We start from the raw sequence: 20,339 nt of genomic DNA, 5'->3' as shown, positions 1-20,339 counted from the left end.
GTGGCAGAAACCTCCTTACAGTCGGACTGCCCCACGCTCAGCACTAGAATGCCTGAGCTAGACGCAGTACTAACTCGTCTTGCCTCGTATGATCGCCGAGGCAGACTCGTGTCGCAAGTAATTTATAGAAAAAGGAGTAAAAAATGTCTAAAAAATTGACTTTCCACTGCGTCAGTGGCAGAAACCTCCTTACAGTCGGACTGCCCCACGCTCAGCACTAGAATGCCTGAGCTAGACGCAGTACTAACTCGTCTTGCCTCGTATGATCGCCGAGGCAGACTCGTGTCGCAAGTAATTTATATAAAAAGGAGTAAACAATGTCTAAGAAAATAACATTTTACTGCGTCAGTGGCAGAGACCTCCTTACAGTCGGGCTGCTCCACGCTCAGCACTAGAGTGTCTGAGCTAGACGCAGTACTAACTCGTCTTGCCTCGTATAATCGACGAGGCAGACTCGTGTCGCAAGTAATTTATATAAAAAGGAGTAAAAAATGTCTAAAAAATTGACTTTCCAGGAAATCATCCTTACTTTGCAACAATTTTGGAATGACCAAGGTTGTATGCTTATGCAGGCTTATGACAATGAAAAAGGTGCGGGAACTATGAGTCCTTACACTTTCCTTCGTGCTATCGGACCTGAGCCATGGAATGCGGCTTATGTAGAGCCATCACGTCGTCCTGCTGACGGTCGTTACGGGGAAAACCCTAACCGTCTTTACCAACACCACCAATTCCAAGTGGTCATGAAACCTTCTCCATCAAACATCCAAGAACTTTACCTTGAGTCTTTGGAAAAATTGGGTATCAATCCTTTGGAGCACGATATTCGTTTCGTTGAAGACAACTGGGAAAATCCTTCAACTGGTTCAGCTGGTCTTGGTTGGGAAGTTTGGCTTGATGGGATGGAAATTACTCAGTTCACTTATTTCCAACAAGTCGGTGGATTGGCAACTGGCCCTGTGACTGCGGAAGTTACCTATGGTTTGGAGCGTTTGGCTTCTTACATCCAAGAAGTAGATTCTGTATATGATATTGAGTGGGCTGATGGTGTAAAATACGGAGAAATCTTCATCCAGCCTGAGTATGAGCACTCAAAATATTCATTTGAAATTTCAGATCAAGAAATGTTGCTGGAAAACTTTGATAAGTTTGAAAAAGAAGCTGGTCGTGCATTAGAAGAAGGCTTGGTGCACCCTGCCTATGACTACGTTCTCAAATGTTCACACACCTTTAACCTGCTTGATGCGCGTGGTGCGGTATCTGTAACAGAGCGTGCAGGCTATATCGCTCGTATCCGTAACTTAGCTCGTGTCGTAGCCAAAACCTTTGTCGCAGAACGCAAACGCCTAGGCTACCCACTTTTAGATGAAGCAACACGAGCTAAACTCCTAGCAGAAGACGCAGAATAGTGAGTAATACTGTGCTCTAAAATCGTTAGAGGCAAGTCGAAGACTTGCTAGAGGGATATGCACTGCTGTACTGTTATGTGGGGATTTTTGAAACCTTAGGGTCAAAAATCAGTCAGCTAAATCCACTTTGATGAGACTGTTGGAAATCTTGATCAATATTGCATTAGATTTCCATACAAACTCACAAAGTTAGTTAGCTACGTCCCCAGTACCTAAGGTGCATATCAAAAAAAGATTGAAGAAAATGTAAAGGAAAAAACATGACAAAAAACTTATTAGTAGAACTCGGTCTTGAAGAATTACCAGCCTATGTTGTCACACCAAGTGAAAAACAACTAGGCGAAAAAATGGCAGCCTTCCTCAAGGAAAACCGCCTATCTTTTGAAGCTATTCAAACCTTCTCAACACCACGTCGTTTGGCTGTTCGTGTGACTGGTCTTGCAGACAAACAGTCTGATTTGACAGAAGATTTCAAGGGTCCAGCAAAGAAAATTGCCTTGGATAGTGATGGAAACTTCACAAAAGCAGCCCAAGGATTTGTCCGTGGAAAAGGATTGACTGTTGAAGATATCGAATTCCGTGAAATCAAGGGTGAAGAATATGTCTATGTCACTAAGGAAGAAATTGGTCAACCAGTTGAAGCCATTGTTCCAGGTGTAGTAGACGTCTTGAAGTCCTTGACTTTCCCTGTCAGCATGCACTGGGCTAACAACACCTTTGAATACATTCGTCCTGTTCACACTTTAACTGTTCTTTTAGATGAAGAAGAGTTTGATTTGGATTTCCTTGATATTAAGGGAGGGCGTGTGAGCCGTGGCCATCGTTTCTTGGGACAAGAAACCCAGATTCAGTCAGCTTTGAGCTATGAAGAAGCCCTTCGTCGTCAGTTTGTAATCGCAGATCCACGTGAACGTGAGCAAATGATTGTTGACCAAATCAAAGCAATCGAAACTGAGCATGGTGTACATATCGAAATTGATGCGGATTTGCTGAATGAAGTCTTGAACTTGGTTGAATACCCAACTGCCTTTATGGGAAGCTTTGATGCCAAATACCTTGAAGTTCCAGAAGAAGTCTTGGTGACTTCGATGAAAGAACACCAACGTTACTTTGTTGTTCGTGATCAAGATGGAAAACTATTGCCAAACTTCATTTCTGTTCGTAATGGAAATGCAGAGCATTTGGAAAATGTTATCAAAGGAAATGAAAAAGTCTTGGTAGCCCGTTTGGAAGACGGAGAATTCTTCTGGCGTGAAGACCAAAAATTAGTTATTTCTGACCTTGTTGAAAAATTAAACAATGTGACCTTCCATGAGAAAATTGGTTCCCTTCGTGAACACATGATTCGTACTGGTCAAATTGCTATTCTCTTGGCAGAAAAAGCAGGCTTGTCAGCGGATGAAACGATTGACCTAGCCCGTGCAGCAGCCATTTACAAGTTTGACTTGTTGACAGGTATGGTTGGCGAATTTGACGAGCTTCAAGGAATTATGGGTGAAAAATATGCCCTTCTTGCTGGGGAAACTCCAGCGGTAGCAGCTGCTATTCGTGAACACTACATGCCTACATCAGCCGAAGGAGAACTTCCAGAGAGCAAGGTCGGCGCAGTGCTTGCCATTGCAGATAAATTGGATACGATTTTGAGTTTCTTCTCAGTAGGCTTGATTCCATCAGGTTCTAATGACCCGTATGCCCTTCGTCGTGCGACCCAAGGTGTGGTTCGTATCTTGGATGCTTTTGGTTGGCACATTGCTATGGACGAGCTGATTGATAGCCTTTATGCTCTAACATTTGACAGCTTGACTTATGAAAATAAGGCAGAGGTTATGGACTTTATCAAGGCTCGTGTTGATAAGATGATGGGATCTACTCCAAAAGACATCAAGGAAGCCGTTCTTGCAGGTTCAAACTTTGTTGTGGCGGATATGTTGGAAGCAGCAAGTGCTCTCGTAGAAGCAAGCAAGGAAGAAGACTTTAAACCATCTGTTGAATCACTTTCTCGTGCCTTTAACTTGGCTGAGAAGGCAGAAGTAGTAGCTACAGTTGATTCAGCTCTCTTTGAAAATGAAGAAGAGAAAGCCTTGGCAGAAGCAGTAGAATCACTTGTTTTGTCAGGGACTGCAAGTCAACAATTGAAACATCTCTTTGCGCTTAGCCCTGTCATCGATGCCTTCTTTGAGAATACTATGGTTATGGCTGAAGATCAGACTGTTCGACAAAATCGTTTGGCAATCTTGTCGCAATTAACCAAGAAAGCAGCTAAACTTGCACGTTTTAACCAAATCAATACCAAATAAAATCTGTTAAACGGATTAAATCTTATCATAAAGGAGAGAAACATGGATCCTAAAAAAATTGATCGTATCAACGAACTTGCTAAAAAGAAAAAAACAGAAGGCTTGACCCCAGAAGAAAAAGTAGAACAAGCCAAACTACGTGAGGAGTACATCGAAGGTTATCGTCGCACTGTTCGTCATCACATTGAGGGAATCAAAATTGTAGACGAAGAAGGGAACGATGTTACACCAGAAAAACTACGCCAAGCCCAACGTGAAAAAGGCTTACATGGCCGTAGTCTTGATGATCCAAATTCATAATCAGTATTCTTTCTTTTAACAAAGATAGATGAAATAATAACCAAAAGACTAGCAGACACAAACTGCTAGTCTTTTGTCACTTAAAAAGGAACCAAAATGGTTCCTAAAACGGCTCTATCATTAGTAACTTGCACCGGCTGTAGCGTCTGCGCCACCACCGTGACCTCCAGCATCACTTGAATCAGAAGCTCCAGATGTAGCATCTGCTCCGCCATGTCCTCCAGCAGGAGCTGCAGCATTTCCACCAACTAGACGTTGACCAGTTGTTTCCAAGTACCAATCGAGCCATGGTTGGAAATTGAAGATGATTTCATTGATTCCAGCATATGAACCATCTGGATAGTACATTGCCTTGTAGTTATGTGTATTGATAACACCTTCAGGTGTTCCCGGCACAATTGTACGGACATATTCTTGATCTCCGTTACGTAGTACACCGACAACCCATTCAACGTTTTTCATTCTTTCAGGTGGTAGGGAAGCATGTACTGTTCCTAGTCGGCTACCTGCTTGAACGCGCACACGTTTACCATACATTGTATTTGGATCTTGATGGGCGTTATTATAGTACAAGAATTGGTTATTATCATCCGCATATGTCAACTCAAATGGCATTGCTTTCAAGAACATATCAATTTGGTTAACTGTCAAGATACCGTGGTCTAATTTAACGTAAGTATCTCCTGAAACAGCTCCAACAAGCTCAGCTGCTTTTTCTACCCATTCAGGATCATCAGGGTCAACACCTTGAATTGTAGTTGCGATTGGTTTTGTACAATATAAATCTTCTGGTGCGATTGGTTTTGGTTTTTTCAATTTTGAAACGACTCCCACATATTTTACAAAGTTGTCTAAACATGTTTCAAGGAAATTAACAGTTCCTTCATTTGTTATATTCCCATCAACATCAAAAGCTTCTTTGGCTTTACCAAGAAGGAATTCATTTCCTGGAAGAGTGTAGGCATTGACACCTGGAGCGTCAAGAATCTTACGAAGGTGAACTTGGGCACGAGAAGTACCTTGGTCGTAGTAAGAAGCTCCCACAATCATAACTGGTTTGTTTTCAAATGGATGAACTTCGTATGAAAGCCATTCAAGAACCGATTTTAGAGAAGCTGAGATTGTGTGGTTGTGCTCAGGAGTAGCAATAATGACACCATCAGCACGAGTAATTTTGTTATATAAATAACGTAATTGGAAACTTTCATCCCATTTTTCGTCTTGGTTAAACATTGGAACTTCATCAATTTCGAGAACTTCTAATTCAAATTTGAGTTTGAAGTGACGGCGGATGAATTCCAAGAGTTTACGGTTATATGATTGATCGTAGTTTGATCCTACAAGTCCAACAAATTTCATTCTTTTTGGTCTCCTATCTTACAAATTTTCCCAGTCAAAGTCTTCAGCATCTTTGCGAAGTAATTCTTGTGCATTACGCAATTTTTCTGTGATTTTTACAAAGATACGGAAGTCGTCAAAAGTAGCATCCAGTTTTTTGATAACATCAAGATCCACTAGGTCTCCACTTGGGTTAAAAGCTTGAAGAGAATGTGAAAGCAAGAATTCATCTGGAAGGACACTTGCTTTGATTTCTGGAGCATTCAAGATTTGGCGAAGTTGCATTTGGGCGCGTGATGAACCGAGTGTACCGTAAGAAGCACCTGTAATCATGATTGGTTTGTTCAAAAGTGGGTAAATACCATAAGACAACCAAGCAAGAGCGCTCATCAAAACAGCTGGGATAGAGTGGTCGTACTCAGGAGTACCGATAATAACGCCATCTGCTTCTTCAATTTTAGCAGCAATTTCCAATATTTCAGCAGGTACTTGCTTGTCAGCTGGTTTATTGAAGACAGGAATGTCTTTGATTTCAACAAGTTCAATTTCAGCTTTGTCAGCAAAGTGTTTTTGCATGTATTGAAGCAATTGACGGTTTGTAGAACGTTTTGAATTTGTTCCAACAATAGCAATAAGTTTTAACATGAGATTTCCTTTCTCTTTTTACATAATACAATTTTAAAACTCCATTGAAACAGTTGTCTCTATAGAGTAGGAATTCCTGAAGAACAGCTTAGGTGACCTTCCTTATCGATGAGGATAGCTTCGATGCCCTTCAAACTTTCGACTTGCCAGAGGATAGAAGCTGGTCTTTCTCCAAATAGACGAGTTGTCCAGATTTCACCATCGACTGATTTATCAGAGATGATTGTTAGACTTGCTAGTTCCGTTTCAACAGGATATCCTGTTTGACTGTCAAAAATGTGATGGTAATCTTGTCCATCGACGGTCAGGTGACGTTCATAAATGCCTGAAGTCACGACAGATTGATTGACAACAGGAATGGTCATTAAGTGATTTCCCCTCGGATTGGCTGGGTCTTGAATACCTATTTGCCAAGGCTGATTTCCTCTTGCCTGATTTTTTCCAATGGTCAGGATATTCCCTCCCAGATTGATTAAGGCAGATGTCACTCCCTCTTCTCTCAGAAATTGGGCAACCTTATCCGCACTGTATCCTTTGGCTAAACAACCAAGATCGATTTTCATTCCTCTCTTCTTTAAGAATACAGTGGAAGTAGAAGAATCTAACTCGATATCATGAGGATTGATTAGAGGCAGCACCGCTTCAATTTCTTGAGGCTGGGCGACCTTGGCATCTGAAAAACCGATACGCCAGGTTTGAATTAAGGGACCAATACTGATGTTGAGATGGCTAGAGGGCGCTAGGCTATGCTCTAATCCAAGTGAAATCAGTTCAAACAGGTCTGGATGAACTTTGACTGGAGCTATTCCAGCTTGATGATTGATTTCCATCAACTCAGATTCCTGACTATTGGCATTGAAGCGGTATTCGAGCTCTTTGAGCAAGTCAAAGGATTTTTGGAGCAAGCTATCGGATCGCTCATCTACTAATGAAATAGTGATAGTAGTCCCCATTAGCCGTTCGGAATGTGAACTAAGAGGCAATCTACCAACTCCTTTCTCTTATAGAAAATAAGTTGTAATATCAAATAATTATCTAAATTGAAGCCCTTACATTTTATTTTCATGTTATTAGAATACCATAAAGTTAGAATTTTAACAAATAAAATTTGGAAAAAGTCAAGAAATATGCTCATAAAATTCATTAGTCTTGAAATCAGGATAAATGGGGAATTATTTTTGATAAAAAATGCTGAAATAATAGTAAACCACTTGTAAACGCTAACAGTAAATGGTATACTAGTAAGGTAAATTTAGAATGAAGGCAGGAAATTTTTTATGAGTAAAATCGTTGTAGTCGGTGCTAACCACGCTGGTACAGCATGTATCAATACCATGTTGGATAATTTTGGAAATGAGAACGAAATTGTTGTATTTGACCAAAACTCTAACATCTCTTTCCTAGGATGTGGAATGGCTCTTTGGATTGGTGAACAAATTGACGGTGCTGAAGGCTTGTTCTATTCTGATAAAGAAAAATTGGAAGCTAAAGGTGCTAAGGTTTATATGAATTCACCAGTTCTTTCAATCGACTATGATAACAAAGTAGTTACAGCGGAAGTTGAAGGAAAAGAGCACAAAGAATCATACGAAAAATTGATTTTCGCTACAGGTTCTACACCAATCTTGCCACCAATCGAAGGTGTTGAAATTGTTAAAGGAAACCGCGAATTTAAAGCAACTCTTGAAAACGTACAATTCGTGAAATTGTACCAAAATGCTGAAGAAGTTATCAATAAACTTGCTGATAAGAGCCAACACCTTGACCGTATCGCCGTTGTTGGTGGTGGTTACATCGGTGTTGAACTTGCTGAAGCCTTTGAACGTCTTGGAAAAGAGGTTGTCCTTGTTGACATCGTAGATACTGTCTTGAACGGTTACTATGACAAAGACTTCACACAAATGATGGCGAAGAACTTGGAAGACCACAACATCCGCTTGGCGCTTGGTCAAACTGTTAAAGCAATTGAGGGTGACGGTAAAGTTGAACGTTTGATTACTGATAAAGAAACTTTCGATGTGGATATGGTCATCCTTGCAGTTGGTTTCCGTCCAAACACAGCCCTTGCAGATGGTAAGATTGAACTCTTCCGTAACGGTGCTTTCCTTGTAGACAAGAAACAAGAAACTTCAATTCCAGGAGTTTATGCAGTAGGTGACTGTGCAACTGTTTATGATAATGCTCGTAAAGATACAAGCTACATCGCTCTTGCTTCAAATGCTGTTCGTACTGGTATTGTTGGTGCTTACAACGCTTGTGGACATGAATTGGAAGGAATCGGTGTTCAAGGTTCAAACGGTATCTCAATCTACGGCCTTCACATGGTTTCAACTGGTTTAACTCTTGAAAAAGCAAAAGCAGCAGGTTACAATGCGACTGAAACAGGCTTTAACGATCTACAAAAACCAGAATTCATGAAACATGATAACCATGAAGTAGCCATCAAGATTGTCTTTGATAAAGATAGTCGTGAAATTCTTGGCGCTCAAATGGTATCACGTGATTCTGCTATCAGTATGGGAATCCATATGTTCTCACTTGCTATCCAAGAGCATGTGACAATTGATAAATTGGCATTGACAGACCTATTCTTCTTGCCACACTTCAACAAACCATACAACTACATCACAATGGCTGCCCTTACAGCTGAAAAATAAAAATGATGAACTATCTGGCCTTAAGTTAAGGTCAGATAGTTTTTTAGTCAATCTGTACCCATACAATTATGGTTTTTTTATCTTGTGATTCATTCTGTTCTGACTTAAAATGAAATGGTAGCTACCAATACAAATAATGAGGATAAAACAAATGACTGAAAATCGTTATGAACTAAATAAAAACTTGGCACAGATGCTTAAAGGCGGGGTTATCATGGATGTTCAGAATCCTGAACAGGCTCGTATTGCAGAGGCTGCTGGCGCGGCAGCTGTGATGGCCTTGGAGCGGATTCCAGCTGATATTCGTGCAGCTGGTGGTGTTTCCCGTATGAGTGATCCAAAGATGATTAAGGAAATCCAAGAAGCGGTTAGTATTCCAGTAATGGCCAAGGTCAGAATCGGGCATTTTGTTGAAGCTCAGATTTTAGAGGCTATTGAAATTGACTATATCGATGAGAGTGAAGTTTTATCTCCAGCTGACGATCGTTTCCATGTGGACAAGAAAGAATTTCAAGTACCTTTTGTCTGTGGGGCTAAGGATTTGGGAGAAGCCTTGCGTCGTATCGCTGAAGGTGCTTCTATGATTCGTACAAAAGGAGAACCGGGTACAGGAGATATTGTCCAAGCTGTTCGCCATATGCGTATGATGAATCAGGAAATTCGCCGCATTCAAAACTTGCGTGAGGACGAACTTTATGTTGCTGCCAAGGACTTGCAAGTCCCTGTAGAATTGGTCCAATATGTCCATGAACATGGGAAATTGCCAGTTGTTAACTTCGCAGCTGGAGGCGTTGCAACGCCAGCAGATGCTGCGTTGATGATGCAATTAGGGGCAGAGGGTGTCTTTGTCGGTTCAGGTATTTTCAAGTCAGGAGATCCTGTTAAACGAGCGAGCGCCATTGTTAAAGCTGTGACTAACTTCCGTAATCCTCAAATCCTAGCTCAAATCTCTGAAGATTTAGGAGAAGCCATGGTTGGTATCAATGAAAATGAAATCCAAATTCTCATGGCTGAGCGAGGAAAATAGATGAAAATCGGAATATTGGCCTTGCAAGGTGCCTTTGCAGAACATGCAAAAGTGCTAGATCAATTAGGTGTCGAGAGTGTTGAAATCAGAAATCTAGATGATTTTCAGCAAGATCAGAGTGACTTGTCGGGTTTGATATTACCTGGAGGTGAGTCTACAACCATGGGCAAGCTCTTACGAGACCAGAACATGCTGATTCCTATTCGAGAAGCAATTCTATCTGGTTTACCAGTGTTTGGGACCTGTGCAGGCTTGATTTTGCTGGCTAAGGAAATTACTTCTCAGGATGAGAGTCATCTAGGAACTATGGATATGGTGGTCGAGCGTAATGCTTATGGGCGCCAATTAGGAAGTTTCTATACGGAAGCAGAATGTAAGGGAGTCGGTCAGATTCCAATGGCCTTTATTCGTGGTCCGATTATCAGCAGTGTTGGAGAAGATGTAGAAATTCTAGCAACAGTGGACAATCAAATCGTTGCAGCCCAAGAAAAAAATATGTTGGTAACTTCTTTTCATCCAGAATTGACTGATGATGTGCGCTTGCACCAGTACTTTATCGAAATGTGTAAAGAAAAAAGTTGAGACTGAATGTCTCAACTTTTTTACATGTAATAAACAATAGCGATGTATTGGAGTGCGGACGCAGCTAGGATAAAGAGATGCCAAATCATGTGGAAATAAGGTTTTTTCTTGGCGTAAAATCCAGCTCCAACTGTATAAGAGAGTCCGCCAGTTACCATGAGACTCCAGAAAATTGGCGTTGTTTGACTGATAATGGCAGGAATGATAGTCAGAACCAACCAGCCCATAATCAGGTAAAGAGCAAGGCTAAATTTCTCATTGACCTTTTTAGCAAAGATTTTATAGAGAATACCAAAGATAGTCGTTCCCCATTGGATGGCAATAATCAGATAGCCAAACCAGTTATTCATCAAAGTCAGTACGACAGGTGTATAAGAGCCAGCAATGGCAACATAAATCATAGAATGGTCAATAATTCTCAAGACATATTTGTGGGTTGAACCATAGGCCATAGAGTGATAAATGGTGGATGATAGAAACATGAGAAAGAGACTAATAACGAAAATGGAAACGCCGATAGATGATAAAAATCCGTGTGCCTCATAACTATAGGTGGATGAAATGGGGAGTAAGATGAGCATGATGACTGCACCTACGGCATGGGTCACACTATTAGCAATCTCTTCTCCAAAACTGAGTTGTTTGCTGAGTTTAAGACTAGTGTTCACTTGATTACCTCCTCTTGAGTATGATGGATTAAGGCTAGGGTTTGATGATAGAGTTTAACGGTTTGGCAGCTGGTTTGGATAATGGGGTTAGCTGGATCAATTCCTTGGTTCATGTAGTCCACAAAAGCATCGTAGAGTTGGTCTGAACTTGCTTGAGTTTGGAGAGTATTCAGTGTCTGAGCTATTTCTTGAATCGAAAATACAGATTTGAGGGTTGTGATAGCAATCAGACGGGCAATCTGTTGGCGTTGGTATTTTTTCTTGTCAGGCTTTGTCAGATAACCATGTTTGACATAGTTATTGACCATGGATGCTGTTAGACCCTTATCTTTATCTGGAGAGACAGGGGCGCAGACCTGATTGACATAGAGTAAAACCTGGTCCAGATAGAGGTCAATGTTTGGAATTTCTGCCCATTTTGGGTAGGAAAAGGTAGTTTTCATTTTCAACTCCTTTTTATCTAGTTTTGATAACTAGATTATAAAATAACAAAAACAGAAAGTCAAGTTTTAACTGCTTGTGAAAAGGCTTAAATTATGCTATGATGGGAGAAACTAGTCAGAAATGAGGAGAAAAGATGGAGATTCGTTTAGCTTTTCCAAATGAAGTAGATGACATCATGCAAGTGATGGAGGATGCTAAAAAATGTTTAGCGGATGCTGGTAGTGACCAGTGGCAAAATGGTTATCCAAATGCTGATATTATTATTGAAGATATTATCTCAGGTCAAGCCTATGTAGCCTTGGAAGATGGAGAACTATTAGCCTATGCTGCTGTGACCAAGAGTCCAGAGGCAACCTATGAAGCCATTTATGAAGGAAAATGGCAAGCTGGAGAGTCAGAATACCTAGTCTTTCACCGTATCGCTGTGGCAGCAGATGTCCAGGGACAGGGGGTTGCTCAGACTTTCCTAGAAGGCTTGATTGAAGGATTTGATTACCTAGATTTTCGATCAGATACGCATGTTGCAAACAAGGCTATGCAACATATTTTTGAAAAACTCGGATTTAAACAGGTTGGTAAGGTTCCAGTTGATGGCGAACGCTTGGCCTATCAAAAATTGAAGAAATAATGCAAAAGAAGTACGTAAAAATGCGCTACTTTTCGCCAATAGGAACCTTGTCTTTGGTTGCCGACGAGCAATATCTGTATGGCATTTGGGTGCAGGAGCAGAAGCATTTTGAGAGGGGACTAGGAGATGAGACGATAGAAGCAGTTGTTAGTCATCCCATTTTAGACCCAGTTATTACTTGCTTAGATGCTTACTTTAAAGGAAAGTCTCAGGATTTATCCAACTTGCCCTTGGCTCCAATCGGAACAGATTTTGAAAAGCGAGTTTGGTCCTATTTACAGGAAATTCCTTATGGTCAGACAGTGACCTATGGTCAAATAGCCCAAGATTTGCAAGTGGCTTCTGCTCAAGCAATTGGTGGAGCGGTGGGACGCAATCCTTGGTCTATCCTAGTACCTTGTCACCGTGTGCTGGGAGCAGGCAAGCGTCTGACAGGTTATGCTGCAGGAGTGGAAAAGAAAGCCTGGCTCTTGGAGCATGAAGACGCAGATTTTAAAGATAGAAACAATAGAAAGTGAAACACATGTTAGAATTTATCGAATACCCAAAATGTTCAACTTGTAAAAAAGCAAAACAAGAATTAAACCAACTCGGTGTGGACTATAAAGCCGTTCATATCGTCGAAGAAACACCTAGCCAAGAAGTCATTTTAAACTGGCTAGAAACCTCAGGGTTCGAGTTGAAGCAATTTTTTAACACCAGTGGGATTAAATATCGTGAATTAGGGCTGAAAGATAAGGTAGGAAGTCTGTCAAACCAAGAAGCGGCTGAGTTACTAGCAAGTGACGGTATGTTGTTAAAACGGCCCATTTTAGTAGAAAATGGAACTGTTAAGCAAATTGGTTATCGAAAACCTTATGAAGAATTGGGATTGAAATAGTTTTTACTTATCTCTTTGATAGATAAAATATATAACCTCCCTGTTTCAAAGTATGATAAACTAGTAGGTAGACAAAGTCTGTATCTGACCGTAGCAAATAATTTCATTGACGGCAGAAGTATGGTAGAATGAATCATTATCAGGAGAGGATGTTTTTATGAATGTTACAACGATTTTAGCATCAGATTGGTACCAAAACTTGATGCAATTGATTCCGGATGGCAAGCTGTTTAGCCTGCGTTCGGTCTTTGATGGAATCCCGAGAATTGTCCAACAACTTCCAACAACGATTATGTTGACAATTGGTGGTGCCTTTTTTGGCTTGGTTTTGGCGCTTCTTTTTGCCATTGTGAAGATCAATCGTGTTAAGATTTTATATCCCTTGCAGGCCTTCTTTGTTAGTTTCTTAAAAGGGACACCGATTTTAGTGCAACTAATGTTGACCTACTACGGAATTCCTTTGGCTTTGAAAGCCCTCAATCAGCAATGGGGCACTGGTCTCAATATCAATGCGATTCCAGCTGCTGCTTTTGCGATTGTCGCCTTTGCCTTTAATGAGGCAGCTTATGCTAGTGAAACCATTCGTGCAGCCATTCTCTCAGTTAATCCTGGTGAGATTGAGGCGGCACGCAGTCTGGGCATGACCCGAGCACAAGTTTATCGTCGAGTGATTATTCCAAATGCAGCAGTTGTGGCGACTCCAACCTTAATCAATTCCCTAATCGGCTTGACCAAGGGAACTTCCCTAGCCTTCAGTGCGGGCGTTGTGGAAGTCTTTGCCCAAGCTCAGATTTTGGGTGGAGCTGATTACCGCTATTTTGAACGCTTTATCTCCGTTGCCCTTGTTTATTGGGTAGTCAATATCGGAATTGAAAGCCTCGGTCGTTTCATCGAGAGAAAAATGGCTATTTCTGCACCTGATACAGTGCAAACAGATGTGAAAGGAGACCTTCGTTAATGATTAAGATTTCGAATTTAAGCAAATCCTTTTCAGGACAGACTGTCTTGGATCATCTGGACTTGGATATTCAAAAAGGGGAAGTTGTAGCCTTGATTGGTTCTTCAGGAGCTGGAAAATCAACCTTTCTTCGCAGTCTCAATTATCTTGAAACACCTGACAGTGGCTCGATTCAGATTGATGATTTCTCTGTTGATTTTTCTAAGATCACTCAAGAAGAAATCCTTGCCCTACGCCGTAAGCTGTCTATGGTTTTCCAACAGTTTAATTTGTTTGAACGCCGCACGGCACTTGATAATGTGAAAGAAGGCTTGCTTGTTGTCAAGAAATTATCTGACCAAGAAGCAACCAAGATTGCCAAGGAAGAGTTGGCTAAGGTTGGGCTTTCTGACCGTGAAAACCATTACCCTCGCCATTTATCAGGTGGACAGAAGCAACGGGTTGCCCTAGCACGTGCTCTTGCCATGAAACCAGATGTCTTGCTCTTAGACGAACCAACTTCAGCCCTTGACCCAGAATTGGTCGGTGAAGTAGAAAAGTCTATTGCAGATGCTGCTAAGTCAGGTCAGACCATGATTTTGGTCAGTCATGACATGTCCTTTGTAGCCCAAGTGGCTGATAAGATTCTCTTCTTAGATAAGGGGAAAATCATCGAGTCTGGAACACCGGATGAGATTATCCACCATCCTAAAGAAGAGCGGACAAAAGAATTCTTCGCTAGTTACAAACGGACTTATATTTGATATAATAGATAAAGGAAAACTCAGTTAGCTGGACTAGCTGAGTTTACTCTTTAAAAAAGAAAGAAATGAGAGAAATCATGCTACTGCAACTATTTTCTTTATATTTCGAGAGTTTGATCTTGACCACCATCCTCGTCCTGATTTTTTTAGGGATTTGGATTGGACTGAGAGCCATGTCGGGAGTTGATAAGACAGCCAAGGCTCGCCAAGCCCATCTCTATGATATGATTATGATTGGAGTCTTGGTTGTTCCAGTATTATCCTTTGCGGTTATGAGTTTAATTCTTGTTTTCAAGGCATAATCCTTGCTTGATTGACAAGAAAGAGTTAGAATAAAGATAGTTACAACAAGAAAGAAGGAATCTATATGTACGATACTATTATTATCGGTGCTGGACCTGCAGGGGTGACTGCAGCCTTGTATGCTGCTCGAAGCAATTTGAAAGTAGCCTTGATTGAAGGTGGTCTGCCAGGCGGTCAGATGAATAATACATCTGATATCGAAAATTACCCAGGATATGCTAATATTAGTGGGCCTGAATTGGCTGAAAAGATGTTTGAACCGCTTGAAAATCTTGGTGTTGAGCACATTTATGCTTATGTTGAAAATGTCCAAGATCATGGTGATTTTAAGAAAGTGATGACCGATGACCAAACATATGAAACTCGTACAGTTATCGTAGCAACTGGTTCTAAACACCGTCCTTTGGGAGTACCTGGAGAAGAAGAACTAAACAGTCGTGGTGTTTCATACTGTGCCGTGTGTGATGGTGCCTTCTTCCGTGACCAAGATTTGTTGGTAGTTGGTGGCGGAGATTCAGCTGTCGAAGAAGCCCTCTTCTTGACTCGTTTTGCTAAGACTGTTACCATTGTTCACCGTCGTGACCAACTTCGTGCCCAAAAGGTTTTACAAGACCGCGCCTTTGCGAATGAGAAAATCAGCTTTATCTGGGATTCTGTAGTCAAGGAAATCAAGGGTGAAAACCGAGTAGAATCTGTCGTATTTGAAAATGTGAAAACAGGTCAAGTGACAGAGCAAGCCTTTGGTGGTGTCTTTATCTATGTTGGTTTGGACCCTGTTAGCGATTTTGTTAAAGAATTGAATATTCAAGACAAGGCTGGATGGATTGTGACAGATAATCACATGAAAACTGCAGTTGATGGTATTTTTGCGGTTGGAGATGTTCGCTTGAAAGACCTTCGCCAAGTTACAACAGCAGTTGGAGATGGAGCTATCGCTGGTCAAGAAGCCTATAAATTTATCACAGAACATAGTTAATCATAAAAAAGTTTCCAATCAGATGACTGGAAACTTTTTTATAGTCTATTTCGAAAAACTTCGTACATAAGAATGGCTGCAGCAACACTGGCATTGAGACTTTGAACATGTCCATTCATAGGAATGGTAATCATTTCATCGACCTGTTTTTTGATGTTGCTAGAAATGCCTTTTCCTTCATTTCCAATGATGAGGGCGATTTTTCCTTTTGTATTCCACTTGTGGCAAGGAGTACCGTTCATATCCGTTCCAAAGGTCCAGAAGCCTTCATCCTTGAGTTTGTCTAAGGTTTGACTGAGATTGGTTACTCGGGCGATTGGAACATGCTCAATAGCACCTGTGGCCGTTTTGGCAACGACAGGAGTAACGCCGACAGCACGGTGCTTGGGAATGATGACCCCTGAAACATTGGTCGCATCAGCGGTTCTTAAGATGGAGCCTAAGTTGTGAGGATCAGTTAACCCGTCCAGAATCAATAGCAAAGGATTTTCTTCTTGACGCGTTTGGGCAAGAATGTAATCTAGCTCGCTATAGGCAAATTCAGACACTCGTAGAACAAAACCTTGGTGAACAGCACCTTCAGTCATCTCAGAGAGGGATTTTTTTGAAGTCCAAGAAATGGACACCTTCTTTTCTGTAGCCAGTTCTTTGACTTTCTCAACATTCTTACCTCGGAGATCTTCTTGGAGGTAAAGTTTGTTTCCTGTGTTTGCAAGGAGGGCTTCGGTAACGGCGTGGACGCCATAGACAATATCATTTGTTTTCATGCCTCTATTATAACACAAAACCCCGTCTTGCAACGGGATTTTCTTTATTCCAGAATCAGTAAACCATCTTTAACTGCAAATGGGTCTTTTTCATTGATGCGATCGTAAAACATGATTCCGTTAATGTGGTCAATTTCATGCTGAACAACGATGGAGTTGTAGCCTTTGAGTTTGATGCGGTGTTTTTCGCCATCCTTGTCAAAGTAGTCAACAGTGACGCGAGCATGACGCACCACATAGCCAGGCACGTTGCGGTCAACAGATAGGCAACCTTCTCCTTCGCCAAGAGCAGCGTCTTGAACCGAGTGAGAGACGATTTTTGGATTGTACATAATAGCTTGCAAGTCGTAGGCTTCCTCTGGAGTTTCGCCTTCTTCAACAATATTAGGTACCAAAACAGCGATAATGCGTTTTGAGATATCCAACTGAGGAGCAGCCAGTCCAACCCCACCGCGGAGCCCCATTTTTTCAGCCATGACAGGATCTTGGGAATGTTTGAGGAATTGCATCATCTTTTCGCCAAGGATGATTTCTTGGTCAGACAAGGGAAAAGTGACTTCCTCAGCAACCGCGCGTAGAGTTGGGTTCCCTTCGCGGATAATATCGTTCATATCAATTAAGTGAGCAGCTTTTGTAATACGTTCTATAGCAGACATTTTCTCTCCTTTCATTACCTCTACATGATAACACAAAATGACAAGGATTGAAAGCATTATATCCTTTAGGATTTATAGAAAATAGATAGCGAAAAATAGATAGGAAGTTCAATTCAATTGTGAAAGAATTACTTATCTGTGATATAATAAAAAGAAAAGGCTTGCATAAGAAAGTAGGGAGAATGAAGATGCAAAGAAGACAAGATAGAAATCAGGGTGGTTTAGCTTTTCGTTTTATGAAGGGCCTGGTAAACTTTTTTAGGAGTTATCGCAAGTGGAGCAATAAAGGATTTGTGGCGGTACTCTTGCTAGCAGTTGCTTTATCAATGGGCTTGGTCTTGTTGTTTGAAAGTTTCCAAGGCATGCCTCTGACCAGTCAAAAACGAGATACTATTTCTCAAGAGGGGACTAAGCAAAAGTCTCAGGAGCAGGAAGAGGAAAAAACTGCCAGAATTATGGCCCACGGGGATTTGCTCTACCACGATGGACTTTTCTTTTCAGCTAAAAAAGAAGACGGTACCTATGACTTTCATGAGAATTTTGAGTATGTGACACCTTGGCTTAAGCAAGCAGATTTAGCTATTGGTGACTTTGAAGGAACCATTAATAAGGATCATTATTTAGCAGGCTATCCTCTCTTTAATGCTCCTGCTGAAGTTATGGATGCCATTAAGGATGCAGGTTATCATGTGCTGGATTTAGCTCATAATCACATTTTGGATTCGCAAATTGAGGGAGTTATTTCAACGGCCGATATTATTGAGAAAGCTGGAATCACTCCAATCGGAGTTTATACGCATGAACCACGTGATCAGGCTCCGCTGGTCATTAAGGAAGTGAATGGTATCAAGATTGCACTGTTAGCCTATTCCTATGGATTCAATGGAATTGAACAGTATATTTCTCAGGAAGACTATAATCGTTATCTTTCAGATTTAAACGAAGATAAGATGAAGGCTGAAATTGAACGGGCGGAAAAGGAAGCAGATATCACCATTATCATGCCTCAGATGGGTGTTGAGTATCGATTGGAACCAACTGAAGAACAAAAAGCTCTTTATCACAAGATGATTGATTGGGGGGCGGATATCATCTTTGGAGGGCATCCTCACGTTGTGGAACCATCTGAAACGGTTGAAAAAGATGGAGACAAGAAACTCATTATCTATTCAATGGGGAACTTCATTTCCAATCAACGGATTGAATCTATGGGAGATGAAGAAAATGCTAAGTGGACTGAACGTGGTGTTCTTATGGACGTGACCATTAAGAAGAAGGATAGAAAAACAACTATCGGAACAGCTAAAGCTCATCCTACTTGGGTCAATCGAACACCAAAGGGAACCTTTTCACCAGAAGGCTATCCTTTATATCATTACCAAACCTATATCTTAGAAGATTTTATCGAGGGTGGCAGTCATCGTGATCAATTAGATGAAGCGACTAAGGAACGAATTGATACAGCCTATAAAGAAATGAACGAACATGTGGGATTGAAGTGGGATTAGTTTGAATCCAGAGGAAAGTAAATGACGATTAAAGTAATTGCGACAGATATGGATGGAACCTTGCTGGATGCTAGAGGCCAGCTGGATCTCCCACGATTGTAAAAGATTTTAGATCAGTTGGATAAAAGGGGCATTCGTTTTGTTATCGCGACGGGCAATGAAATTCACCGCATGAGGCAACTACTGAGGTACTTGGTGAATCGAGTGGTTCTGGTTGTTGCTAACGGTGCTCGTATTTTTGAAAACAATGAACTGATTCAGGCTCAGACATGGGATGACGCCATTGTCGATAAGGCTTTGGCTCATTTCAAGGGTCGAGCGTGTCAGGACCAGTTTGTGGTAACGGGGATGAAGGGTGGTTTTGTCAAAGAAGGTACTATTTTTACAGACCTTGAAAGTTTTATGACTCCAGAAATGATTGAAAAATTCTACCAACGGATGCAATTTGTGGATGAGTTAATATCTGACCTCTTTGGTGGTGTTCTCAAGATGAGTATGGTTGTTGGTGAGGAACGTTTGAGTTCGGTTTTGGAAGAAATCAATGACCTCTTTGATGGCCGTGTTCGTGCTGTATCGAGTGGCTATGGTTGCATTGATATCCTTCAAGCTGGGATTCATAAAGCATGGGGCTTGGAAGAATTACTCAAGCGTTGGGACTTGAACCCCCAACAAATTATGGCTTTTGGTGACAGTGAAAATGATGTTGAAATGCTTGAAATGGCTGGAATTGCCTATGCGATGGAAAATGCTGATGATAAGGCCAAAGCTGTGGCGACTGCTCTAGCACCAGCCAACAGCCAAGGAGGAGTTTACCAAGTCTTGGAAAACTGGTTAGAAAAAGGAGAATGAAGTGGCAGTACAGTTATTAGAAAATTGGCTCCTAAAGGAACAAGGTAAAATTCAAACCAAGTATCGTCACCTAAATCAAGTTTCTGTTATAGAGCCAGATGTTCTTTTTATTGGGGATTCCATTGTTGAATATTATCCTCTGCAGGAACTATTCGGGACTTCGAAGACAATTGTCAATCGAGGAATTCGTGGCTATCAGACAGGACTGTTATTAGAGAATCTAGATGCGCATCTGTACGGTGGGGCAGTAGATAAAATTGTCCTTTTGATTGGGACAAATGATGTCGGAAAAGATGTGCCTGTGAATGAGACTCTCAATAATCTCGAAGCTATCATACAGTCTATTGCTTGCGATTATCCATTAACTGAGATTAAATTGCTTTCTATTTTGCCAGTCAATGAGGGAGAGGAGTACAAGCAGACAGTCTATATCCGCACGAATGAAAAAATTCAGAATTGGAATCAAGCCTATCAAGAACTTGCCTCTGCCTATATGCAGGTGGACTTTGTGCCAGTTTTTGATAGTTTGACAGACCAAGCAGGCCAACTCAAAAAAGACTATACAACTGATGGGCTGCACCTCAGTGTTGCCGGTTATCAGGTTTTGACCAAAGCTTTGAAAGACTATCTTTACTAAATAGCTAAATAATGTTAAATTTGAGCATAATATCTTGTAAAAAATTCTAAAATCCTTTAAAATAAAA

The 20,339-nt window shown here is 41.1% G+C and carries 23 protein-coding genes and 1 pseudogene; 16 read left to right on the top strand and 8 right to left on the bottom strand.

Features of this window, described 5'->3' with window-relative positions:
- The first annotated feature begins 491 nt into the window (after positions 1-491).
- From glyQ to OVN23_RS01540, 3 genes are all read left to right on the top strand, one after another.
- On the top strand, positions 492-1,409 hold the full coding sequence (glyQ, locus tag OVN23_RS01550; protein WP_000038733.1) for a glycine--tRNA ligase subunit alpha: 918 nt from the start codon (positions 492-494) through the stop codon (positions 1,407-1,409).
- A gap of 260 nt (positions 1,410-1,669) precedes the next feature.
- Positions 1,670-3,706, top strand: coding sequence for a glycine--tRNA ligase subunit beta (gene glyS, locus OVN23_RS01545; protein WP_267240258.1), 2,037 nt, complete (start codon positions 1,670-1,672; stop codon positions 3,704-3,706).
- Between the two features lie 42 nt (positions 3,707-3,748).
- Positions 3,749-4,006, top strand: a complete 258-nt coding sequence (locus OVN23_RS01540; RefSeq protein WP_050261374.1) for a DUF896 family protein — start codon at positions 3,749-3,751, stop codon at positions 4,004-4,006.
- Positions 4,007-4,126: 120 nt separating this feature from the next.
- On the opposite strand, the gene OVN23_RS01535 is transcribed toward OVN23_RS01540, so the two are convergent.
- From OVN23_RS01535 to OVN23_RS01520, 4 genes are read right to left on the bottom strand one after another with little or no spacing between them, the layout of a single operon-like run.
- Positions 4,127-5,365: an NAD(P)H-dependent oxidoreductase gene (locus OVN23_RS01535; RefSeq protein WP_164226729.1), complete on the bottom strand. Its 1,239-nt coding sequence runs from the start codon at positions 5,363-5,365 to the stop codon at positions 4,127-4,129.
- A gap of 18 nt (positions 5,366-5,383) precedes the next feature.
- The gene (locus OVN23_RS01530) at positions 5,384-5,989 is read right to left on the bottom strand and encodes an NADPH-dependent FMN reductase (protein WP_000915941.1); all 606 of its coding nucleotides are present in this window, start codon (positions 5,987-5,989) and stop codon (positions 5,384-5,386) included.
- Positions 5,990-6,048: 59 nt separating this feature from the next.
- Positions 6,049-6,972: an FAD:protein FMN transferase gene (locus OVN23_RS01525; RefSeq protein WP_267240257.1), complete on the bottom strand. Its 924-nt coding sequence runs from the start codon at positions 6,970-6,972 to the stop codon at positions 6,049-6,051.
- Entirely contained in the window at positions 6,942-7,124 is a 183-nt protein-coding gene (locus OVN23_RS01520) for a hypothetical protein (RefSeq protein ID WP_267240261.1), read from the bottom strand. The genes OVN23_RS01525 and OVN23_RS01520 overlap by 31 nt, the downstream gene beginning before the upstream one ends.
- Positions 7,125-7,266: 142 nt before the next feature.
- On the opposite strand from OVN23_RS01520, the gene nox reads away from it, so the two are divergent.
- The 3 genes from nox (at position 7,267) to pdxT (ending at position 10,255) form a co-directional block, all read left to right on the top strand.
- Complete coding sequence (gene nox, locus OVN23_RS01515; protein WP_267240256.1) at positions 7,267-8,646, top strand: H2O-forming NADH oxidase; 1,380 nt, start codon at positions 7,267-7,269, stop codon at positions 8,644-8,646.
- Positions 8,647-8,797: 151 nt separating this feature from the next.
- The gene (gene pdxS / locus OVN23_RS01510; RefSeq protein ID WP_000138517.1) at positions 8,798-9,673 is read left to right on the top strand and encodes a pyridoxal 5'-phosphate synthase lyase subunit PdxS; all 876 of its coding nucleotides are present in this window, start codon (positions 8,798-8,800) and stop codon (positions 9,671-9,673) included.
- Entirely contained in the window at positions 9,674-10,255 is a 582-nt protein-coding gene (gene pdxT / locus OVN23_RS01505) for a pyridoxal 5'-phosphate synthase glutaminase subunit PdxT (protein WP_267240255.1), read from the top strand.
- Positions 10,256-10,275: 20 nt separating this feature from the next.
- Here pdxT and trhA read toward each other — a convergent pair whose 3' ends face one another.
- The gene (gene trhA / locus OVN23_RS01500; RefSeq protein ID WP_078238367.1) at positions 10,276-10,923 is read right to left on the bottom strand and encodes a PAQR family membrane homeostasis protein TrhA; all 648 of its coding nucleotides are present in this window, start codon (positions 10,921-10,923) and stop codon (positions 10,276-10,278) included.
- Positions 10,920-11,366 (bottom strand): DUF1836 domain-containing protein, encoded by a 447-nt coding sequence (locus OVN23_RS01495; RefSeq protein WP_173229229.1) that lies wholly within the window; start codon positions 11,364-11,366, stop codon positions 10,920-10,922. Before OVN23_RS01495 ends, trhA begins: the two co-directional genes overlap by 4 nt.
- Before the next feature lie 134 nt (positions 11,367-11,500).
- Here OVN23_RS01495 and OVN23_RS01490 point away from each other — a divergent pair, with 134 nt between their 5' ends.
- The 7 genes from OVN23_RS01490 to trxB all read left to right on the top strand — a co-directional run bounded on the left by OVN23_RS01490 (position 11,501) and on the right by trxB (position 15,855).
- On the top strand, positions 11,501-11,995 hold the full coding sequence (locus tag OVN23_RS01490) for a GNAT family N-acetyltransferase (RefSeq protein ID WP_173229231.1): 495 nt from the start codon (positions 11,501-11,503) through the stop codon (positions 11,993-11,995).
- Positions 11,995-12,513 carry a methylated-DNA--[protein]-cysteine S-methyltransferase gene (locus OVN23_RS01485; protein WP_173229233.1) on the top strand — a complete coding sequence of 173 codons (519 nt, stop codon included), beginning with the start codon at positions 11,995-11,997 and terminating at the stop codon, positions 12,511-12,513. The genes OVN23_RS01490 and OVN23_RS01485 overlap by 1 nt, the downstream gene beginning before the upstream one ends.
- A 5-nt stretch (positions 12,514-12,518) precedes the next feature.
- Entirely contained in the window at positions 12,519-12,875 is a 357-nt protein-coding gene (locus OVN23_RS01480) for an arsenate reductase family protein (RefSeq protein WP_000889092.1), read from the top strand.
- Positions 12,876-13,032: 157 nt separating this feature from the next.
- The gene (locus tag OVN23_RS01475) at positions 13,033-13,833 is read left to right on the top strand and encodes an amino acid ABC transporter permease (protein ID WP_001103446.1); all 801 of its coding nucleotides are present in this window, start codon (positions 13,033-13,035) and stop codon (positions 13,831-13,833) included.
- Entirely contained in the window at positions 13,833-14,576 is a 744-nt protein-coding gene (locus OVN23_RS01470; RefSeq protein WP_049511344.1) for an amino acid ABC transporter ATP-binding protein, read from the top strand. Before OVN23_RS01475 ends, OVN23_RS01470 begins: the two co-directional genes overlap by 1 nt.
- Positions 14,577-14,653: 77 nt before the next feature.
- The gene (locus OVN23_RS01465; RefSeq protein WP_000926599.1) at positions 14,654-14,878 is read left to right on the top strand and encodes a DUF4059 family protein; all 225 of its coding nucleotides are present in this window, start codon (positions 14,654-14,656) and stop codon (positions 14,876-14,878) included.
- Between the two features lie 65 nt (positions 14,879-14,943).
- Positions 14,944-15,855, top strand: a complete 912-nt coding sequence (trxB, locus tag OVN23_RS01460; RefSeq protein WP_173229235.1) for a thioredoxin-disulfide reductase — start codon at positions 14,944-14,946, stop codon at positions 15,853-15,855.
- A 38-nt stretch (positions 15,856-15,893) separates the two neighbouring features.
- On the opposite strand, the gene rlmB is transcribed toward trxB, so the two are convergent.
- Positions 15,894-16,622 (bottom strand): 23S rRNA (guanosine(2251)-2'-O)-methyltransferase RlmB, encoded by a 729-nt coding sequence (rlmB, locus tag OVN23_RS01455; protein WP_173229237.1) that lies wholly within the window; start codon positions 16,620-16,622, stop codon positions 15,894-15,896.
- Positions 16,623-16,666: 44 nt separating this feature from the next.
- Entirely contained in the window at positions 16,667-17,278 is a 612-nt protein-coding gene (gene def / locus OVN23_RS01450) for a peptide deformylase (protein WP_004260025.1), read from the bottom strand.
- A 188-nt stretch (positions 17,279-17,466) separates the two neighbouring features.
- On the opposite strand from def, the gene OVN23_RS01445 reads away from it, so the two are divergent.
- From OVN23_RS01445 to OVN23_RS01435, 3 genes and pseudogenes are all read left to right on the top strand, one after another.
- A complete protein-coding gene (locus OVN23_RS01445; RefSeq protein ID WP_173218669.1) occupies positions 17,467-18,786 on the top strand; it encodes a CapA family protein in 1,320 nt (439 codons plus the stop codon).
- Between the two features lie 21 nt (positions 18,787-18,807).
- A pseudogene (locus OVN23_RS01440) lies at positions 18,808-19,635 on the top strand (HAD family hydrolase).
- A 1-nt stretch (position 19,636) separates the two neighbouring features.
- Positions 19,637-20,272, top strand: coding sequence for a GDSL-type esterase/lipase family protein (locus OVN23_RS01435; protein WP_173235038.1), 636 nt, complete (start codon positions 19,637-19,639; stop codon positions 20,270-20,272).
- Positions 20,273-20,339: the final 67 nt, after the last annotated feature.

The organism is Streptococcus sp. Marseille-Q6488 (assembly GCF_946902925.1).
Taxonomy (GTDB): Bacteria; Bacillota; Bacilli; order Lactobacillales; family Streptococcaceae; genus Streptococcus.
The sequence above is the reverse complement of the archived record's forward strand: the minus strand, read 5'-3'. Positions and strand labels throughout refer to the sequence as shown.